We start from the raw sequence: 16,207 nt of genomic DNA on the forward strand, positions 1-16,207 counted from the left end.
GATTCACCCCAATCTGCAACGGATAACAAGGAGTTGTGAGATGTCTGCAAGTGGAATTCGTGACCTATCCCCCGAAGAACGTGCGCTGGTCTCCGGCGGCGCTCAAATGGACACGACCGATCTGCCGCCGATCGATGTGTCGCCTCCGGATGATGGCGGCTGGCCCGACATTGGTCCGCCGGACTGGACCGATCCGTATGATCCGGGCGGTGGCGACAATGGTGGCGGCGGTGGTGGCGGCGGTGGCGGCGATTCCGGCGGGGAGACGACGTTCAGCTCCAATGCCAGCATTGACGGCAATGGTATAGCCAGTGCGACTCAGACTTGGCAGATGCAGGACTACAACCTGACCTTCAATCTGACGGAAAATCTGAACCTCACCAACGGCAATTGGGGGCTGGCCGGTAACGGCAGCTTCGAGTATGCGGGCCAGACCTACTCACTTGGACTGACCACCGATCATTTCAATGTGAGCAACTACAACGCATCGTTCAATCAGGACTTTGGTAACGGCATCTCGTTCAACATCGGCCTGACCTTCGATCCAAACACCAATTCGTTCACCGGCCAGTTCAACCTGGTTATCAGCGGGTTCTAACGCAACACGTGTGTATCGGCCGCTCGGATGTTGCGGGCGGCCGATACACGTCCAAGAGGAGCTGGCGCAATGAGATTCTTGATGTCCGCGGCGATTTTACTGAGCGTGGCTTCGCCTACGTCAGCACGCAACGTTGTCGCTGAAGACAGCCATGGCATCACCGTAGCCGTGATGCAGGGCAATGGGGCAGCGCTGGAGCGCATCGGCAAGTCCGCGGGAACGGAACGCTTTGCCGCGCGCGCCGGCTACCACCGCACCCGCGGCGAAATCCCCCAATCCAACCGCTGGGCCGACACCTGCATCGCCGATGCCGCCGTCATAGCCGAGAAAAGCCAAGGTGTCATGTACCTCTGCCGTAGCCTGCGCGCAGGCAACCGCCTGCTGGAGGGCGACATCCAAGGCTGGGCTGCCGACATGCAGAAGGTCCATGCGCTCTACCAACAGTACGTCGCACCCTCGCTACGTGCCGGCGAGGAAGTGAGTGCCATTACTGCCCCCAACTTCAACGCGTTCAGCCGATGGCCGCGCTCGGCCACGCTGGCCGCACCAGCACCGCCCGGGTTCCGGCTGCCGCTGTCGTCCAAAGCCGGGGTGCCTGTAGTTCGGGGCAAGATTCAAGGTGGCGCAGATGGAAAGCAGCGCAACATCGACTCGGATTTCATCATCGATACGGGTGCCACGCGCTCGCACATCAGCCGCAAAGCTGCACAAGCAATGGGCCTGGCAGTCACCGATGGCTTTGCGATAGACAACACGCTGCCCGACCAGCCCGTTGCAATTGGCTTGGCCGCCCCGGTGGACGTCCAGCTGGGCGATCTCCACTTCAGAAATGTCTCCTTCACCGTTACAGACCAGATTCAGTTCAACATCATCGGCCTCGATCTGCTCTACCAGCTGGGTCCGCTGCTGCTGAGGCGCGGGGAGCTCCAGCTGCTGGCGGCGCTACCTGCCGGCACGTGCAAGCAACCATTAGCCGTCACGTCTGCACTCTGGGGGGGGCAATACTCGCTGCGCCTGCCCATGCGAATCGGCAAGCGCGACGAACTTGTCCTGCTTGATACGGGCACAGATGTCATGCTGGAAGCTTCTGGTGTCAACCTGGCCACTTATCCACAGACCAGCCTGGTGGAACGGCGACGCTGGACTATGCATGGAATGCAGGCTGTCCGCTATGCCGAAGCCACCGCACCGGTGACATTCAACGGCCGTACTGTGACCTTGCAGACTCAGGTCTCGGATCAGCCGGCCAATGTGTTCCCCATCTCCTGGAAGGTGGGCTTTGGCTTGAGCAATGATTACGACTATTACGTAGACGTTGCCGCCGGCCGCGGTTGCCTCGCCCCCCGAACTGCCGAATGAAGCGCTTTTCGGCCCGAAATTCCGCCACCGGTCGTCACCGCAGGTCAAATGGAACCAGCTCCCAAGGATGAGACAGCGGACGGGATACCCCTGTTCCGCAATGAAGCGATCGAAGCCGCCACGCAGCGCTTCGGTTCGCCGGTTCAGGCCCCGGGGGTCGGCATGTGGTTGGCGACCGGCTTCGTGGTGGCCCTGCTGTGTGTGGCTGCCTTGTTCTTGATCACCACCTCGTTTCCGCGCAAAGAAACGGTCGCAGGGGCGCTGGTGCCTTCGCGGGGCCTGCTGCCAATCATCAGCCAGCGCTCCGGCATCGTTAGCAACGTGTACGTCGAAGAAGGCGCGAAAGTTGGCCAAGGTGAGCCTATCGTCACCGTTTCGGTGGACTCGGTGATCGACACTGGCGAAAGCACCGGGGCCACCCTCTCAGGCATGGCCGAACGCCTGACCCAAGCTTCGGTCGATCGCGAGCACGCTACTGATGCATCGCTGGAAAGCCAGGCGGCGGGAATCCGTGAACGCATGTTGGGCACCACCCGCCAGCTCGCTGTCCTGCGCGAAAACGTCACGTTGTACCAACAGCAGCAGACCATCGCCGAAAAAACCGTGCACGACCTCGGCCGGCTGCGCGCCGAGCAACTGGTTTCAGAGCTGCAGTACCGTGATGCAGAAGTGCGGGTGCTGAGTGTCCGCCAGTCGATAGCCGAGGTCCAAACCCGCATAGCACAGCTTGGACAGGAACATGAGCAAATGCGGCACGAATTGGGCCGGTTGAAGGCCGAGCGCGATGCCAACCGCGCCACCTCTCTATCTGAGTTGCTAGGAGCGCGAGAGAAGGCTATCAATTACAAGCTTGGCACCCAATTCAACCTGGTCGCGCAGTCCGCAGGTCGCATCACCTGGCTGCAGGCCAAGCCCGGTGCCACGGTCACGGCCGGTCGCACGCTAGGTGTGATGATGCCGGAGGGTTCGCAGCTGTTCGCCGAGTTGTGGGTTCCGTCATCGGCGATCGCGTTCGTGGACGTCGGAACCGAAGTGAGATTGATGTACGACGCGTTCCCGTATCAGAAGTTCGGTGTGGGCCACGCGCGGATCGTGAAAATCGCACGCTCCCCCACCTCCCCGGAGGAGCTACCCGCTGACCTGCAAGCTGTCGAGAGCCAGTACCGCTTGCTTGCGGCGCTTGACGACCAACAGATGCAGGCATATGGCAAAGCTCTGGCGCTGGCGCCGGGCATGCGCCTCAAGGCGGACCTGGTTCTTGAGAAACGCTCGCTGTTGGATTGGTTGCTGGAACCCCTACTGGCGGCGAAACGACGGCAGGAGTGAGATTCACGGTCGGCATCGACACGGGCTGCGATGCATTGGGCTTGCGGGTATCGCCGACGATCCGACCGTTTTCGATGCGAATGAGGCGGTCGGCGAGGCGCATGGTGTCAGGCCGGTGGGTGATCAGGATCCGGGTGATGTCCAGCTGGGCGAGCGCCTGATAGATGTGGCTCTCGCGGACCACATCCAGATTCGCGGTTGCCTCGTCCAGCACCAGGATGCTGGGCTTGCGGTACAAAGCGCGAGCCAGCAGCAGCCGCTGCTTTTGGCCACCGGACAAGGTTGAGCCCATATCGCCGACCAAGGTTTCCAGCTGCATGGGCATGCGTTGCACATCTTCCTTTACGGCCGCCATTTCCAAGCATTGCCAGACCAGCGCGATGTCCGGGCGCTCAGTGAAGAAGGTCACGTTTTCCACGATCGAGCCCGTCAGCAGCTCATCGTCTTGCATCACTACGCCCATCCGCTGCCGAACTACCCGCGGCCCCCAGTTGGTGATATTCAACCCGTCAAAGAGCAGCTCGCCCGCACTGGGGGGATAAAGTCCAGTGAGCACCTTTACCAGCGTGCTCTTGCCGCAGCCAGAAGGCCCGGTGATGGCGACGAATTCACCCGGTGCGATTGCCAGGTTGATGTCCTTCAAAGTCGGCGTTTCCTGGGCCGAGTATTGGAAATAGACCGACCGCAGCTGGATGTGGCCTTCGATGCTGTCCGAAGCCGATGGATCTTTGCTAAAGCCCTCTTCGCTGGGGCTTAGGGCTATATCGGCGATACGATCAGAATGTAGCTCGGTCAGGCGCCAGGAAATACATTGATCTACCAGCGTGGTCAGCCGGTTGGTGAGCTGCTGGCGATAGGCCACGAAGGCGTACAACGCGCCCACTGTCATATCCCCCGCCAGGACGGCCTGAGCACCGATGTAGACGATGGCCACCAGACTGACGCCATCCAGAAGCGTACGGCCTGCCCCTATGCCGACCTGAAGGTTGGCGCTGTTCAACGTAGCACGCACCAGATCGGCGTATTTGTTGGCCCAGATCGCCTCTCGGGAGAACTCCCCGCCCATTGTTTTGATTGATTGCATCGCACGCAGCGTCTCGATGCGGGTTCCCCGCTCCGCAATGTTCGCCTGCAGGCTGGCCATGCCCAACTTCATCGAAAGTGGGATGGTCGCCACACGCATCAGCACGTAGATCCCCAGTGCAGCTAGCGCAACGAGGCTCATCAGCGGCGAGTAGATGAACATGAACACGATGATGCCAACAGCCAGAACGCCATCAAGCAGCGCACCGATCAGCCCGTTCGCGATCAGCTGGCGTATTGGATCAATCGATTCCATTCGCGACAGCGCGTCGGCCAAGCGGCGCCGATGGAACCAAGTGAGCGGCAGACTGACTAGATGGTGGAAAAGGCGCCGACTCATGTCCCAGCCCATCAATGCGGATGCACGCTGCAACGTGACGCCGCGAAGCGCCTCAGCCAGGCTGTTGAATAGAGCTACCGCGCCAAAGCCAAGTGCCAGCGCCATCAGAAAACCGCGATCCCCGCGCAGCACACCTTCGTCCACCGCCAGTTGCATGAAGAAGGGTGACAGCAGCACAAAGCCCTGAAGCAGTAGCGTATAGACCATTGTATGAAACAGCGCGGTACCGACACCGCCCTTGAATCGGACCATCGACCAGATGTTTAGCGGCGAACGCTGTTTTCTCGGGCGGAAGCTGGGCGAGGAACTTACTTCTACCGCGATGCCGGTGAACGACTTTGACAGCTCCACTTCATTGAAGGTCAGCGACCCATGCGCCGGGTCGATGATGTGATAGCGCCCCCGCGAGACCTTCTCCAGCACGACGAAGTGATTCAGCTTCCAGTGCAGAATTGCCGGTGTGCCCAAGTGTTGCAGGTCGCGTGGTTCGCAGCGCACCGGCCGGCATTGCATGTCCAAGGCGCTAGCCACCGCGATCAACTGGTTCAGGTCCACACCGCGCTGCGAGTTGTGATACTTGCGCCGCAGCTCACTCATCTCCAGATCCGCGCCCAGCATGGACGAGCAAATCGCCAGGCACGCCAAGCCGCACTCACTGACCTCGGACTGCACTCTCCAGTAGCGCTTATTGAACATCAGACATCCTTGATCATGTCGGGCGCGGCCGGCGTCTTTCCGAGCCACGCATATATATCGACTGCTGTGCAGTGATAGGCATACAGGCCATCCCAGCGACCGTACAGTTCTGCCTCGCGGAGACGGATTTCATACCCCCCTCGGGAGAACACCGTCAGCGTCTTCAATGGGACAAAGCACTCGTCCGGCAGGCCAGCCTGGTGGAGACACCAATTGAAGAGTGCGCGCCCCAGACGCCCATTCCCATCTGCAAAAGCATGGGCATTGTTGACCAGCGCTAATAGCTGCACCGCGGCACGCATGCCCACACCAAATACGCCGTCGGCGAGCTGTCGCATCAACTCGGCCCACCGCTCCACACTGAGGTCGGCCGGCACCATCGGCAGCTGTGACCGTCCATCGTGCGAGCGTATCCATACCGGCGTCGTGCGCAGGGCCCCATCACCCCTGGTGCAAAGGCTGATAAAACGCTGTATATCATTGATCGACAACGGCCAGCGTAGGGTGCGGCGCCATTCTTGGTAGATGCGCGCCTCGTTGGCCTCAATCGCTGCCAACGCCGTGAGATCCAATGCCGGTATCCGCATATACGGCGACAGCGGATGGTGAAGCTGCCGGATCGCCGCCATCATGTGCGGCTCCTGGCGCTGCGCCCAGAGGTGGTGACAGGGCAGTGCGCAGGGGTGGAGCGTCGGCAGCGCAGAGTCGCAGCTCTGTAGACGGATCGCCACCTCCATCGACGGGCCGGGAGGTGGCAGCGACATCAGCACACGGGCTCCGGGTGCGGCAGCCAGCTCAGGCGGAATGTCGGTGTGAGCTGTCATCGCCATGGTTAGCCCTGCCCGGGGTCCGGGACAAGTAACACCAAGCCATGACTGCGATCTTCTGTGCCCGGCCTGCGCGACTGATACAGCATGGTGAAATAGGAGGCCAGCTTGACCAGCAACCACGGCCCCGCGTCACACGGCACGAATCGCATGTCGATTTGTTCGAGCAGGAATTTGCGGGTCAGCCGCTGTAACGCTCTCCCCGGCTCAATCCGAACCTCAGCCCGGGCTTGGTAGAAAACCACGATGTCCAAATCATTAGGCGCTGTATTTGCCACATCCACGAAGCTGCCCCCGACCAAGCAGCATTGCACATCCACCACCTGGGCCAAGTCAGCGAGCGCACGCGTCAGTGCTGCCAGCAGCTGCTTTCGCAATGCACTATCACCGAAAGCGCACTGGAAGCCGGCGGTGTCTGTGAGCCATGGTGAAGCATTGCTTGGCGTACTAGCGGAAACCGGCAGGATGTATTGAGGAAGGCCGGCATCCACGATGTGCTGGAAATCAGTTCCTGCTGCAATGATGGGGGCAGCGGATGCAGTTGTAGGCGTGGCGACCGGTTCCTGGGCGGTAATACCGAGGAACTTACGGATCCGCACGGCCTGAGCGCGCACTAGCGCAGCCTGGTTAGGGAACACTGCCACCGAGACGTAAGCAAAGCGACCGGCCACCGACAGTGAGATGCGGTCGAAGGCCCTCCGAACTGCCACCCGCTCTTCGGCAGGGAAATCACGCTCGGGATACCGGGGCGCGTCAGAGGGGGCGTGGGGATCTACCGCGCAACGTTGAAAAAGCCCGGCATTGACTATCGCCAGATCAAGATCAGAGAACGAGGGGTCGAACGTGGTCCCATCCCGAAGCGAAAAACCGAAGCGCGCCGAGCCTACGATCCTCACGTCCGCAACCGGGACCGCAAGCAACTCACTTACGGCCTGGAGCAATGGCGCCAGAGTGTCAGGAGAGCCAGCACACATCACCGGCCCTTCAAGCGCGCCTTCAGCGATCCGTTCAATCTTTACGGAACGTACGTACTGCTCGCGAATCCATTCGGCGTAATTCATCAGGCGTCCGAGCCAACTGAAGTGCAACTAAAAACTAGCATATCCCGACACCGATTTGGTGCACGCCGGATCCAAAAATCGCTGACACTTTGCCCCACTAGCCCCCAACGGAAACTGGATGAATACGTGTTCCGACCCCGCCCAAATGATCATCTTGACAGCAGCCACCAAACAGGCACCTGCCCTGCCCCGAACGGTGAGAGCGAAAGGCTGGTGAAAGTGGAAGCCACGGCTATCCCCCCTAGCCCCCGAGTCAAAGCGGGAACATCCCTCTGTGCGAGGGCTGAGGCTCCTGGCTTCGATCAGCTCGATGCCAGTGTCCTTGAGAGCGGTCTAGGGCCAGTCATTTGATGCGTCGCCCGAGGGAGCCGGAGCCTCTTCGTAGACCGCTCCTCCGGTCAACCGCGAAGGCTTGATGCCCGATCATGGCTTGAAGGCGGTATTACAGCTCCCCGATATCCGTGATGGTTGCTTGCCCCATGCGCAGATCCGCGACCAGCAGCCGTCCACCCGCAACGGTCCGGCCAACGCTCTCGTTGAGGTAGGCCACCTGCAGCCGGCCGGCTTCTAGGACAGCCTCAAGTTCGAAGCTGTCCGGACGCCCACGCAATGGTTCCCCAGGTGACGCCACGCCGCCTTCCAATGGCTGCACCCGTGCCGGACCACCGCCCGCGTCCTTGACATAGGCCGTGGCCATCATCCGGCCGTTCTTCGGTGACCAGCCGCCTAGAACAAGCTCGCTGTGCAGGATGTCCCGCGCCATGCCCGCCTCCGCAGCCGCTTGAAGGTAGTTCGGCCAGAGATGGTCCATGACCAGCCCCAGCTCGGCCATGAGCTGCTCCATCGTGAAATCCGCGCGGAAGCTGGCCTGAAGGCACAGCTCGTAGATCTTCAAGAAAAACTGGGCGGAGCCACGACTGGCCAGCACTAAATTTTGTTGCGGGATGAGCAGCACCTTGGCGCCTGCCGACGGCTTCTGAGTCAGCGCGTCCTCGGCCCATGTATCGACCGCGATGAGCAGTTGGTCGGGGCGTAGCAGCACATTGAGGATGCTCATCGGATGGTCATTGGCCGAAAGGCGAAGACTATTGCCGGACCGCCTAAACTGTCCATAGATGCCCCTGCATTACTCGCTGATAGGCATCGAGGCTATGGGTCCGCGCGCCCCTTCGGCCGACAGGAACCAAGGAGACCTATCCGCAGCCCGGAAGCCGATGACCCGCCCGACCGGTTCTTTGGGTGTTATCCGTGAGCCTCGCTCCTTGGGGCCTTTTGGATTCGTCGCGGGGGCCGCTCATGCCTGACGCGCAAACCGGAAGGCTGTGCTCTACCCGGTCGAGGCGAACGCTGCTCAGGCCCGGAACACTGGGTTCTCATGGTGGCAGTGGTGGCTCATGACCCCGCTGACCCTGCTGGGCGCTTTCTGGGTCTTTGGGCTGCTAAGTGGGTTGCCCATGGTTCTCCTTGTGCTTTGGGCGGAACTGACCCAAGCCTAAGCAACGGCTCAAGATTAAAGAAGGCCCCCAGTTTGGGGCCTTCTTTAATTTATTAGATCTTATAATTTTTCCACTTCGAGGACTCGCCTCCAGCCTCTACGATTGACACCAAAGCACCCAGTGATATAACGATTCAAAAGCCGTTGAGGGGTCAATATGAAGCACAATGAAGATGGGAAAAAACGTCGCCATTTTACGTTTAGCGAGAAGCTCACTCTCGCACTTTGCGCCACCTGCGTGGCGATGTGCATCGCAGTCTTCCCGTTCCTCCTCAAAACTTAGACCATATCGATTGAACGAGAATTCTGAATTCTGCGATGCTCTGGGTGGAAAGTGCGTACAACCACATAACTGAAACCACAAGACTAAGCACTAACAACGCAAGTGCAACTGGTCTAAACCTTCTATCAGCAATCGTTCGTCCGTAAATCATCCTTTTATTGCTGACCATTACCAAAGCAGAGCACAGGACTGATCCAGCAAACCCAAAGAAAATCCACACAACACCCAAAAAACCAACCTTGAGCGACAAATAGGATGCCAGCCCCATGAAGAGCATGAGGATGGAGACCTGATAACAGATTGAGTTCACTTTAGACGTATTCTCGGCGCCGGAAACCAACCCCACCCTTTCGAAGTAGATACCAATACCACCCACGACCCCGCCTAGTATCGGAAAAACGTAAGCAGAGTAGTCCAAGAGCATCTCTACAGGCTTCTGGAACATAAAGTAGCAGAAGGCACCAATAACCATGGCGGCAACAATCCCAAGAAAAATAATAAACATTGTGAACCCTTCACCACCCGTACTCTTATCCGAAATATCAGAATCAGCGGTGCGCAATTCTGGCTTGCTGACAGGCTTGACAACCTCACCACTCCGCCTATCCAGCCTCCTCTCACCTGTAGACCTTAATTTCCTGGCCACCTGAAAAGCCTTGTATGCGATCACTCCGAATAGGACGGATTCAAAGACCAGGAACGTTCTATTCTTTCGCATTGAAAATTCCCTTATTTATTGAAGTCGAACCCATTACCGATTGACATGAGGCAACATTGCCAGTGAATCGAGACCTGGAGAGTGCGGCCCCAAGCCTCGAAGCCTTTCTCTCACCGTGAAGTGCCGGCTGTATGTAGCATGGTGTTCGTCGTCGAGTTCGTGCCCTACGATTTGTGCTCGGAGCTCTGACACCACCCCCGCGCCTTGCAGCTCCTGGATAAATGTCTTCCGGAGCGAATGGAAGCCTCTCTTCGCTGGCTCCCAGCCCTTGCCTACTTCAGCCAAGTGCCTGCTAAACGCCTTGGTGATCCAGTTGCCCTGCCCATTGACCGCCGTGGCCTTGGCGGCGGGGAACAGCCTTGTCTCGCCAGCCTTTCGCTTCCCGTCGACCCACTCCAAAAGTCCCATCTTGAGCAATTCAGGATGTAGCGGCACGGTGCGAAGGCTCACTTCTGTCTTGACCTTCTGATGCTCACCGTCGTCTGAGATGCGGATGCACGGGATGCCGTCCTCCTCAAACACGTCCTTGATTAGGAGTTGCCCGACCTCAGAAGCCCTGGCACCGGTGTAGAGTCCAATGAGCGATGCCCAGCGGGCAGATTCGGACAGTTTGGCCAGTGCCTCGGGCGCGAACAGAGCCTGGATCTGCGCCATATCGTAGGCTTTGAAACCCAGCTTCTTCCGGGCGCGCTTCTCACGCTGGGAGTAGCTCACATGGCCGGAGGCGGGGTTGTCGCCTCGCGGGTAGTGACCAGAGGCCATGGCCCACTCGAAGAAGCCGCCCTTGCCGCCGATGTAGGACTGCTTGTTCGTCAGGGTTGGCGTGGAAGCCCCCTTCTCACGCATGTCCTGATACCAGCGGGCCAAGTCCGAGCGCGTGATGGTGTGGACTTTGGCCTTCGGTCCCAAGAACGCCACCAATGCCTCGATCGCGGTCTTCTTGATCGTGTAGGTCTTGGGCAGCGTGGAGCCCTTGAGGGTCGCCAGGAACGCATCGCGCGCCTTTCCCAGCGTGATCGTCTCGATCGCCTGGGCCGGCGGTGCTGCGGGCGCGCGGGGCGCCTGTGGCCAGATCTCGCGGGTCGGCCCCCGGTGGGCTGCTTCAGGCTGCTGGAGCGTTGCCGCCATCGCCTCAAGCTCCATCAACTGCCGATAGAGTTTCAGATCCTTGGGACTGTCGATCTGCCATTGCTCCGTAACGGTCCCGTCCGTTGCGCGGGTGCGGTTCAACGTGAGCTCGCGCAGGTTCTCAGCGCTCGTCAAACGGTCAATGAGGAGGTCAGCATCCGTTTTGCTGAGCTTGGCCACGCGTTGATCCTTCAACTGTGCGAAGAGCCGAGCATAGCCTGCACCCAGCACGACCGCACGCACGTGGGCCTGAGCCAGGTCTTTCGTTCGAAGAGTTCGTTTGATCAGCCGGCAGTCGAGCACGGCTTGAAGGTCGACGGGAACGCGCTGGACGAACGACCAGCGACCGGTCTCGGACCGACTCAAATGGTGAGGGATGCGCATGCGATTGTCGCCTCTGCATGCTTTCCGCCTACCAATCAGGACACGTCAAAAATTAATATTCAGAATCAATGACTTATGTGTGATTGGCGGAGAGAGTGGGATTCGAACCCACGGAAGGAATGACCCTTCGCCGGTTTTCAAGACCGGTGCCTTAAACCGCTCGGCCATCTCTCCGTATCGGTAACGCTTTGCGCGCCCCGCGTGCCCCGGTCATTGCAACCCAGGCAACCGGTAGGGGCAGCGCCCCGTCCGGCATGGCTCCCCGGCATCGGCCGGGGGTCGCATTCTCGCATTTCAGGTGGGATTTGCCCACCCGCCAGTTGTCGGGCTCACCCCGCATCCACCGCCAAGGCGCCCAAGGCACTGGCCTTGATCTTTTCCTTGGCCCGCTCGCACGCGCCACCGCAATCCAGGCGCGAAGCCTCCAGCTGCGGCGGCAGGTGTTCGGCCAGGAAGTCGATGAACACCCGCACCGCCGGAAGGAGGCCGCGGCGGGAGGCGAACACGGCGTGGCAGATGCCCTGCGGCAGCGACCAGTCCGGCAGCACCACTTCCAGTTCGCCGTTGCGCACGGCGTCGGCACAGACAGTCTCCGGCAGCATGGTGATGCCGAAGCCGTCCTTGACCATGCTCTGCAGCAGCGGGAAGTCGAAGCCGGCCACGCGCGGCTGCAGGTCCACGCGGCGGACCGCGCCTTCCGGGCCGTGCAGTTCCCAGCGCTGACGGGCTTCGTCTTCGCTGATGCTCAGGGTGACGTGATTGGTCAGCTCGTCCGGGTCTTTCGGGCGGCCGGCGCGGTCGAGGTACTTGGGGCTGGCCACCAGCAGTTCCTGGACCTGGCCGAAGCTGCGCATCACCAGGCTGCCATCGTCATCCAGGCGCGAACGCACGCGCAGGGCGACGTCGTAGCCTTCGTTGATGATGTCCACGCGGCGGTTGCTGATGTTCAGCTGCAGCCGCACCTTGGGGTACTGCGCCAGGAAGATAGGCAGCAGCTTGGGCAGCTGCATCTGCGCGAGTGAGACCGGCACGCTGGCGCGCACCAGGCCGCGCGGCTCGGCGCTGAGGCGATCCACCACCTCGCGTGCGGCCTGGGCCTCGGCAAGCATGGTCTGCGCGTGGCGATGCACGCTGGTGCCGACGTCGGTCACCGCGAAGCGGCGCGTGGAGCGCTGCAGCAGGCGCACGCCCAGGTCGGTTTCCAGCTGGCTGATACGGCGGCTCAGGCGGGATTTGGGGATGCCGAGCGCGCGTTCTGCTGCGGCAAAGCCACCATGATCCACCACCATGGCGAAGTAGTAGAGGTCGTTGAGGTCTTGCATACCGAAGTTCCAGATATAGAACAATACGTGGTATTCAACCACCTTTATTCCAAACAGGCAACAACCTAACCTGATCTCCGTCGGCGGCGCCCTGCCCCGCCCCTCCCCAGATAACAGGTGATTGCTATGAAGCTTCTTCACATCGACGCCAGCGTGCTTGGCGACAACTCGGTCTCCCGCCAGCTCTCCGCCGCCGTGGTCCAGCAGTGGCGCGACCAGGTGCCGGGCCTGGAGGTGAGCTACCGCGACCTCGACGCCCAGCCGGTCCCGCACCTGCGCAGCTCGTCGCTGGCCCAGTCCGACCCGGCCGAAGTGGCCGATGCCGAGCAGGTCCTGGAACAGTTCCTCGCCGCCGACGTGGTGGTCATTGGCTCCCCAATGTACAACTTCAGCGTCGCCTCCACCCTCAAGGCGTGGATTGACCGCCTGGCCGTGGCCGGGCGCACCTTCAAGTACACCGAAAACGGCCCGGTGGGCCTGGCCGGCGGCAAGCGCGTGATCGTGGCCAGCAGCCGCGGTGGCCTGCATACCGGCGCCCCGACCGACTTCCAGGATCCGTACCTGCGCCAAGTGTTCGCCTTCTTCGGCATCGACAACGTCGAGTTCGTGCGTGCCGAGGGCATTGCCTATTCGCCGCAGCACCGCACCGATGCGATTGCGCAGGCGCTGGCCGCGCTGCCGCAGCCGGAAGCACTCGCCGCGGCGTGAGTCAGGCGACCCACACCGTTCCCTCCCCCTCGTCGTGACGGTGTGGTGGTGGGACGCCGGTTCTCTCTCCCCTGCCGGCGCTCCCCCTGATGGCCCCTTTCGGGGCCATCTTTTTGCCTGGCTGCCGGCTGCCGGCGTCCTGCCGCCGCGGCGCGCCTGGCCCCCTGTAACCTACCTCAGGTCACAATGGCGCATTGCCGGGGTCTCCCGTGCCATGCCATCGCCGGTGCAGGCCGCGGTGATGGCCTCGCCTTTACGCAGGCCGGCGGCATCCGTCGTTGTCAGCCCCATCAGCAGCACCCGCGCGTCAGGGCCGGCGGACAAGTGGACGACGGGCTGATCCAGAGAATCGCCCTGGATGGCCTCCACATCGCCGGAGATCACCAGGGGCTTGCCCTTGTAGAGCACGTCGGCGGCGATCTCATTGGCCTGGTAGTCCAGATACAGCTGCTGCGCGGCCAGCTCGATGGTGTCGGCCAGCACGCTGATCGCCTCGCTCTCGGTCTCGGCGGCGTGCGCATCTTCCCGCGGGGCGCTGACTGCGCTCAGCGTTCCGGCAAAGATGGCGATGCCAACGAAGTACACCATCGGCGAGACCATCAGCGAGAGCAGCAACGGTGCGAGACCCCTGGTCACCCCACCGCTGGACATCGCCACGATGGCCAGGATGAAGGCCACCAGATTCAGTGGCCAGCCGATGAAGAGCCCCAGCCCCGGAAAGGGAATCAGGAAGCACAGCCAGGCGATCACCAGAAGCATCCACGCAGCAGCCCCTGCCGGGTGGAAAGGCGGCGTTGTTGTGCCCACTGCGTTCACGGGGATGGTCCTGCGGGAGGTGAATGACGTTATCCATCGTCGTTGCCGCCCGGCTGCGCGAGTGGACGCAGGTCACATCCCACGGACTCCGCCGGAAACTCCAGAACCGCCCCCTTTGCCCTGCGCGCCTTGTGGGCAGAGGGTTCCGCGCTGGCCGGGAATTCATCTGGTGATCGATGGAGCTCTGCACCGACAGCACAACGGAGTTCCGCCTTACTCGATCAGGCTCTGGACCGGAAGCACCCGACGTGACGCATTCGACCCAAGGCGGTCGCGCAGATCGCTATGCTGATCCGTCCTTCTCTGGATCAGCCCGCATGGACTACCGCGTCACCGCCGCCCACCGCAGCGAATTCCCACATCCGATCACCCTGCAACCCGGCGACGCACTGCAGGTCGGCGAGCGCTATCAGGGGCCCGAAGGCTGGGGCAACTGGTATCTGTGCCAGACGCCGGGCCAGGCCGCTGGGTGGGTGCCGGCGCAGGTGATCGGCCGCAACGCACAGGGCGATGCGGTAGCGGCCGAGGCTTACTGTGCGCGCGAACTGGATGTCGACGTGGGCCAGCAGGTGCGCGGTGAGCGCGAGCTCAACAGCTGGGTGTGGTGCGAGGTGGTCGGCGGCACGTCCTCTGGCTGGGTGCCGATGGGCGTGTTGACGCCGATGACGCCCCGGTAGCCACCCACAAAAAACCCGCCTTCCGGCGGGTTTTTTTCATGCGTCACGGCGTTGGATCAACCGATGATCTCGACACCGCCCATGTAGGGCTTCAGCGCGTCCGGCACGGTGATGCTGCCGTCGGCGTTCTGGTAGTTCTCCATCACCGCGATCATCGCGCGGCCGACCGCCACGCCGGAGCCATTGAGCGTGTGCAGCAGCTCGGGCTTGGTGGTTTCCGGGTTGCGCCAGCGGGCCTGCATGCGGCGCGCCTGGAAATCACCGCAGTTGGAGCACGAGGAGATCTCACGGTAGGTGTCCTGCGAGGGCAGCCACACTTCCAGGTCATAGGTCTTGATGGCCGAAAAGCCCATGTCGCCGGTGCACAGCAGCACCTTGCGGTACGGCAGGCCGAGCTTTTCCAGCACGACTTCCGCACAGCGGGTCATGCGCTGGTGCTCTTCATCGCTCTGCGCCGGGGTGCACGCGGCGACCAGCTCCACCTTCTCGAACTGATGCTGGCGGATCATGCCGCGCACGTCGCGGCCGCCACTGCCGGCTTCGGCACGGAAGCACAGCGAATGGGCGGTCATGCGCAGCGGCAGCTGGTCGGCATCGATGATGTCATCGCGCACGATGTTGGTCAGCGGCACTTCCGAGGTCGGAATCAGGTAGCGCGTGGACTCGCCCACGGCCGTCTTGAACAGATCGTCCTCGAACTTCGGCAGCTGGCTGGTGCCGCGCAGCGACTCGGCATTGACCAGCGCCGGCACATTGGTCTCTTCGTAGCCATGCTCGCCGGTGTGCAGGTCGAGCATGAACTGCGCCAGCGCACGGTGCAGCCGCGCGATCGGGCCACGCAACACGGTGAAACGCGAGCCGGACAGCTTGGCCGCGGTCTCGCCATCCAGCCAGCGGTTGCGGGCGCCCAGCTCGACATGATCAAGCACCGGGAAATCGAACGCGCGCGGGGTGCCCCAGCGCTTCTGTTCGACATTCTCGGACTCATCCTTGCCGGCCGGCACATCCTCGGCGGGCAGGTTCGGAATGCCCAGCGCGATCGCTTCGATTTTCTCGCGCAACTCATCCAGGGCCACTTCCGAGGCCTTCAGCTCATCGGCGAACGCGGCCACTTCGGCCATGATCGCCGAGACATCTTCGCCCTTGGCCTTGGCCTGGCCGATCGCCTTGGAACGGCTGTTGCGCAGGCTCTGCAGCTCCTGCGTGCGCATCTGGATGCGCTTGCGATCGGCTTCCAGCGACTCCAGCCCGGAGACATCCAGCTCGAAACCGCGCGAGGAGCGCAGGCGTTCGGCAAGGTCGGCGGGCTGTTGGCGGAGCAGGGCTGGATCGAGCATGGCGGCAGAGGGGTCGACGGATTCGGAGGGGGATTATCGCCTGTTATGC

14 protein-coding genes and 1 tRNA gene are annotated in these 16,207 nt (G+C 61.6%); 5 read left to right on the forward strand and 10 right to left on the reverse strand.

Going from position 1 to position 16,207, the window contains the following annotated elements; genetic code table 11:
- Positions 1-40: 40 nt before the first annotated feature.
- From AC1DIQ_RS00740 to AC1DIQ_RS00750, 3 genes are all read left to right on the forward strand, one after another.
- Positions 41-598, forward strand: a complete 558-nt coding sequence (locus AC1DIQ_RS00740) for a hypothetical protein (protein WP_478049269.1) — start codon at positions 41-43, stop codon at positions 596-598.
- Between the two features lie 81 nt (positions 599-679).
- Complete coding sequence (locus tag AC1DIQ_RS00745; protein WP_478049270.1) at positions 680-1,957, forward strand: retropepsin-like aspartic protease; 1,278 nt, start codon at positions 680-682, stop codon at positions 1,955-1,957.
- 48 nt (positions 1,958-2,005) lie between these two features.
- Positions 2,006-3,283, forward strand: coding sequence for an HlyD family secretion protein (locus AC1DIQ_RS00750; protein WP_478049271.1), 1,278 nt, complete (start codon positions 2,006-2,008; stop codon positions 3,281-3,283).
- On the opposite strand, the gene AC1DIQ_RS00755 is transcribed toward AC1DIQ_RS00750, so the two are convergent.
- The 8 genes from AC1DIQ_RS00755 to AC1DIQ_RS00790 all read right to left on the reverse strand — a co-directional run bounded on the left by AC1DIQ_RS00755 (position 3,198) and on the right by AC1DIQ_RS00790 (position 12,620).
- A complete protein-coding gene (locus AC1DIQ_RS00755) occupies positions 3,198-5,402 on the reverse strand; it encodes a peptidase domain-containing ABC transporter (RefSeq protein WP_478049272.1) in 2,205 nt (734 codons plus the stop codon). The genes AC1DIQ_RS00750 and AC1DIQ_RS00755 overlap by 86 nt on opposite strands.
- On the reverse strand, positions 5,402-6,034 hold the full coding sequence (locus AC1DIQ_RS00760; RefSeq protein WP_478049273.1) for a Fic family protein: 633 nt from the start codon (positions 6,032-6,034) through the stop codon (positions 5,402-5,404). The genes AC1DIQ_RS00755 and AC1DIQ_RS00760 overlap by 1 nt, the downstream gene beginning before the upstream one ends.
- A gap of 200 nt (positions 6,035-6,234) precedes the next feature.
- Positions 6,235-7,290 (reverse strand): DUF6932 family protein, encoded by a 1,056-nt coding sequence (locus tag AC1DIQ_RS00765; protein WP_478049274.1) that lies wholly within the window; start codon positions 7,288-7,290, stop codon positions 6,235-6,237.
- A 442-nt stretch (positions 7,291-7,732) separates the two neighbouring features.
- The gene (locus tag AC1DIQ_RS00770; protein WP_478049275.1) at positions 7,733-8,347 is read right to left on the reverse strand and encodes a hypothetical protein; all 615 of its coding nucleotides are present in this window, start codon (positions 8,345-8,347) and stop codon (positions 7,733-7,735) included.
- Between the two features lie 710 nt (positions 8,348-9,057).
- Complete coding sequence (locus AC1DIQ_RS00775) at positions 9,058-9,786, reverse strand: hypothetical protein (protein ID WP_313160348.1); 729 nt, start codon at positions 9,784-9,786, stop codon at positions 9,058-9,060.
- Positions 9,787-9,819: 33 nt separating this feature from the next.
- Positions 9,820-11,298, reverse strand: a complete 1,479-nt coding sequence (locus AC1DIQ_RS00780; RefSeq protein ID WP_313160349.1) for a DUF6538 domain-containing protein — start codon at positions 11,296-11,298, stop codon at positions 9,820-9,822.
- 84 nt (positions 11,299-11,382) lie between these two features.
- Positions 11,383-11,472, reverse strand: a tRNA-Ser gene (locus AC1DIQ_RS00785).
- Positions 11,473-11,627: 155 nt separating this feature from the next.
- Positions 11,628-12,620 (reverse strand): LysR substrate-binding domain-containing protein, encoded by a 993-nt coding sequence (locus AC1DIQ_RS00790; protein ID WP_019184298.1) that lies wholly within the window; start codon positions 12,618-12,620, stop codon positions 11,628-11,630.
- A gap of 126 nt (positions 12,621-12,746) precedes the next feature.
- On the opposite strand from AC1DIQ_RS00790, the gene AC1DIQ_RS00795 reads away from it, so the two are divergent.
- The gene (locus AC1DIQ_RS00795; protein ID WP_152153302.1) at positions 12,747-13,328 is read left to right on the forward strand and encodes an FMN-dependent NADH-azoreductase; all 582 of its coding nucleotides are present in this window, start codon (positions 12,747-12,749) and stop codon (positions 13,326-13,328) included.
- Positions 13,329-13,499: 171 nt separating this feature from the next.
- Here the strand turns inward: AC1DIQ_RS00795 and AC1DIQ_RS00800 are convergent, their stop codons facing one another.
- Positions 13,500-14,087, reverse strand: a complete 588-nt coding sequence (locus tag AC1DIQ_RS00800; protein WP_121037727.1) for an OB-fold protein — start codon at positions 14,085-14,087, stop codon at positions 13,500-13,502.
- 374 nt (positions 14,088-14,461) lie between these two features.
- On the opposite strand from AC1DIQ_RS00800, the gene AC1DIQ_RS00805 reads away from it, so the two are divergent.
- Positions 14,462-14,821 (forward strand): SH3 domain-containing protein, encoded by a 360-nt coding sequence (locus tag AC1DIQ_RS00805; protein ID WP_478049276.1) that lies wholly within the window; start codon positions 14,462-14,464, stop codon positions 14,819-14,821.
- Between the two features lie 56 nt (positions 14,822-14,877).
- Here the strand turns inward: AC1DIQ_RS00805 and serS are convergent, their stop codons facing one another.
- Entirely contained in the window at positions 14,878-16,158 is a 1,281-nt protein-coding gene (gene serS, locus AC1DIQ_RS00810; protein WP_478049277.1) for a serine--tRNA ligase, read from the reverse strand.
- Between the last annotated feature and the right edge of the window lie 49 nt (positions 16,159-16,207).

This window comes from Stenotrophomonas sp. 05L413 (genome assembly GCF_056397945.1).

Bases quoted from the DNA above. Each gene is read 5' to 3' on its own strand.
- AC1DIQ_RS00750 (WP_478049271.1), top strand. From the start codon at position 2,006: ATGGAACCAGCTCCCAAGGATGAGACAGCGGACGGGATACCCCTGTTC.
- serS (WP_478049277.1), bottom strand. From the start codon at position 16,158: ATGCTCGATCCAGCCCTGCTCCGCCAACAGCCCGCCGACCTTGCCGAA.
- AC1DIQ_RS00805 (WP_478049276.1), top strand. From the start codon at position 14,462: ATGGACTACCGCGTCACCGCCGCCCACCGCAGCGAATTCCCACATCCG.
- AC1DIQ_RS00760 (WP_478049273.1), bottom strand. From the start codon at position 6,034: ATGATGGCGGCGATCCGGCAGCTTCACCATCCGCTGTCGCCGTATATG.
- AC1DIQ_RS00745 (WP_478049270.1), top strand. From the start codon at position 680: ATGTCCGCGGCGATTTTACTGAGCGTGGCTTCGCCTACGTCAGCACGC.
- AC1DIQ_RS00755 (WP_478049272.1), bottom strand. From the start codon at position 5,402: ATGTTCAATAAGCGCTACTGGAGAGTGCAGTCCGAGGTCAGTGAGTGC.
- AC1DIQ_RS00775 (WP_313160348.1), bottom strand. From the start codon at position 9,786: ATGCGAAAGAATAGAACGTTCCTGGTCTTTGAATCCGTCCTATTCGGA.
- AC1DIQ_RS00770 (WP_478049275.1), bottom strand. From the start codon at position 8,347: ATGAGCATCCTCAATGTGCTGCTACGCCCCGACCAACTGCTCATCGCG.
- AC1DIQ_RS00765 (WP_478049274.1), bottom strand. From the start codon at position 7,290: ATGAATTACGCCGAATGGATTCGCGAGCAGTACGTACGTTCCGTAAAG.
- AC1DIQ_RS00780 (WP_313160349.1), bottom strand. From the start codon at position 11,298: ATGCGCATCCCTCACCATTTGAGTCGGTCCGAGACCGGTCGCTGGTCG.
- AC1DIQ_RS00800 (WP_121037727.1), bottom strand. From the start codon at position 14,087: ATGCTTCTGGTGATCGCCTGGCTGTGCTTCCTGATTCCCTTTCCGGGG.
- AC1DIQ_RS00790 (WP_019184298.1), bottom strand. From the start codon at position 12,620: ATGCAAGACCTCAACGACCTCTACTACTTCGCCATGGTGGTGGATCAT.
- AC1DIQ_RS00740 (WP_478049269.1), top strand. From the start codon at position 41: ATGTCTGCAAGTGGAATTCGTGACCTATCCCCCGAAGAACGTGCGCTG.
- AC1DIQ_RS00795 (WP_152153302.1), top strand. From the start codon at position 12,747: ATGAAGCTTCTTCACATCGACGCCAGCGTGCTTGGCGACAACTCGGTC.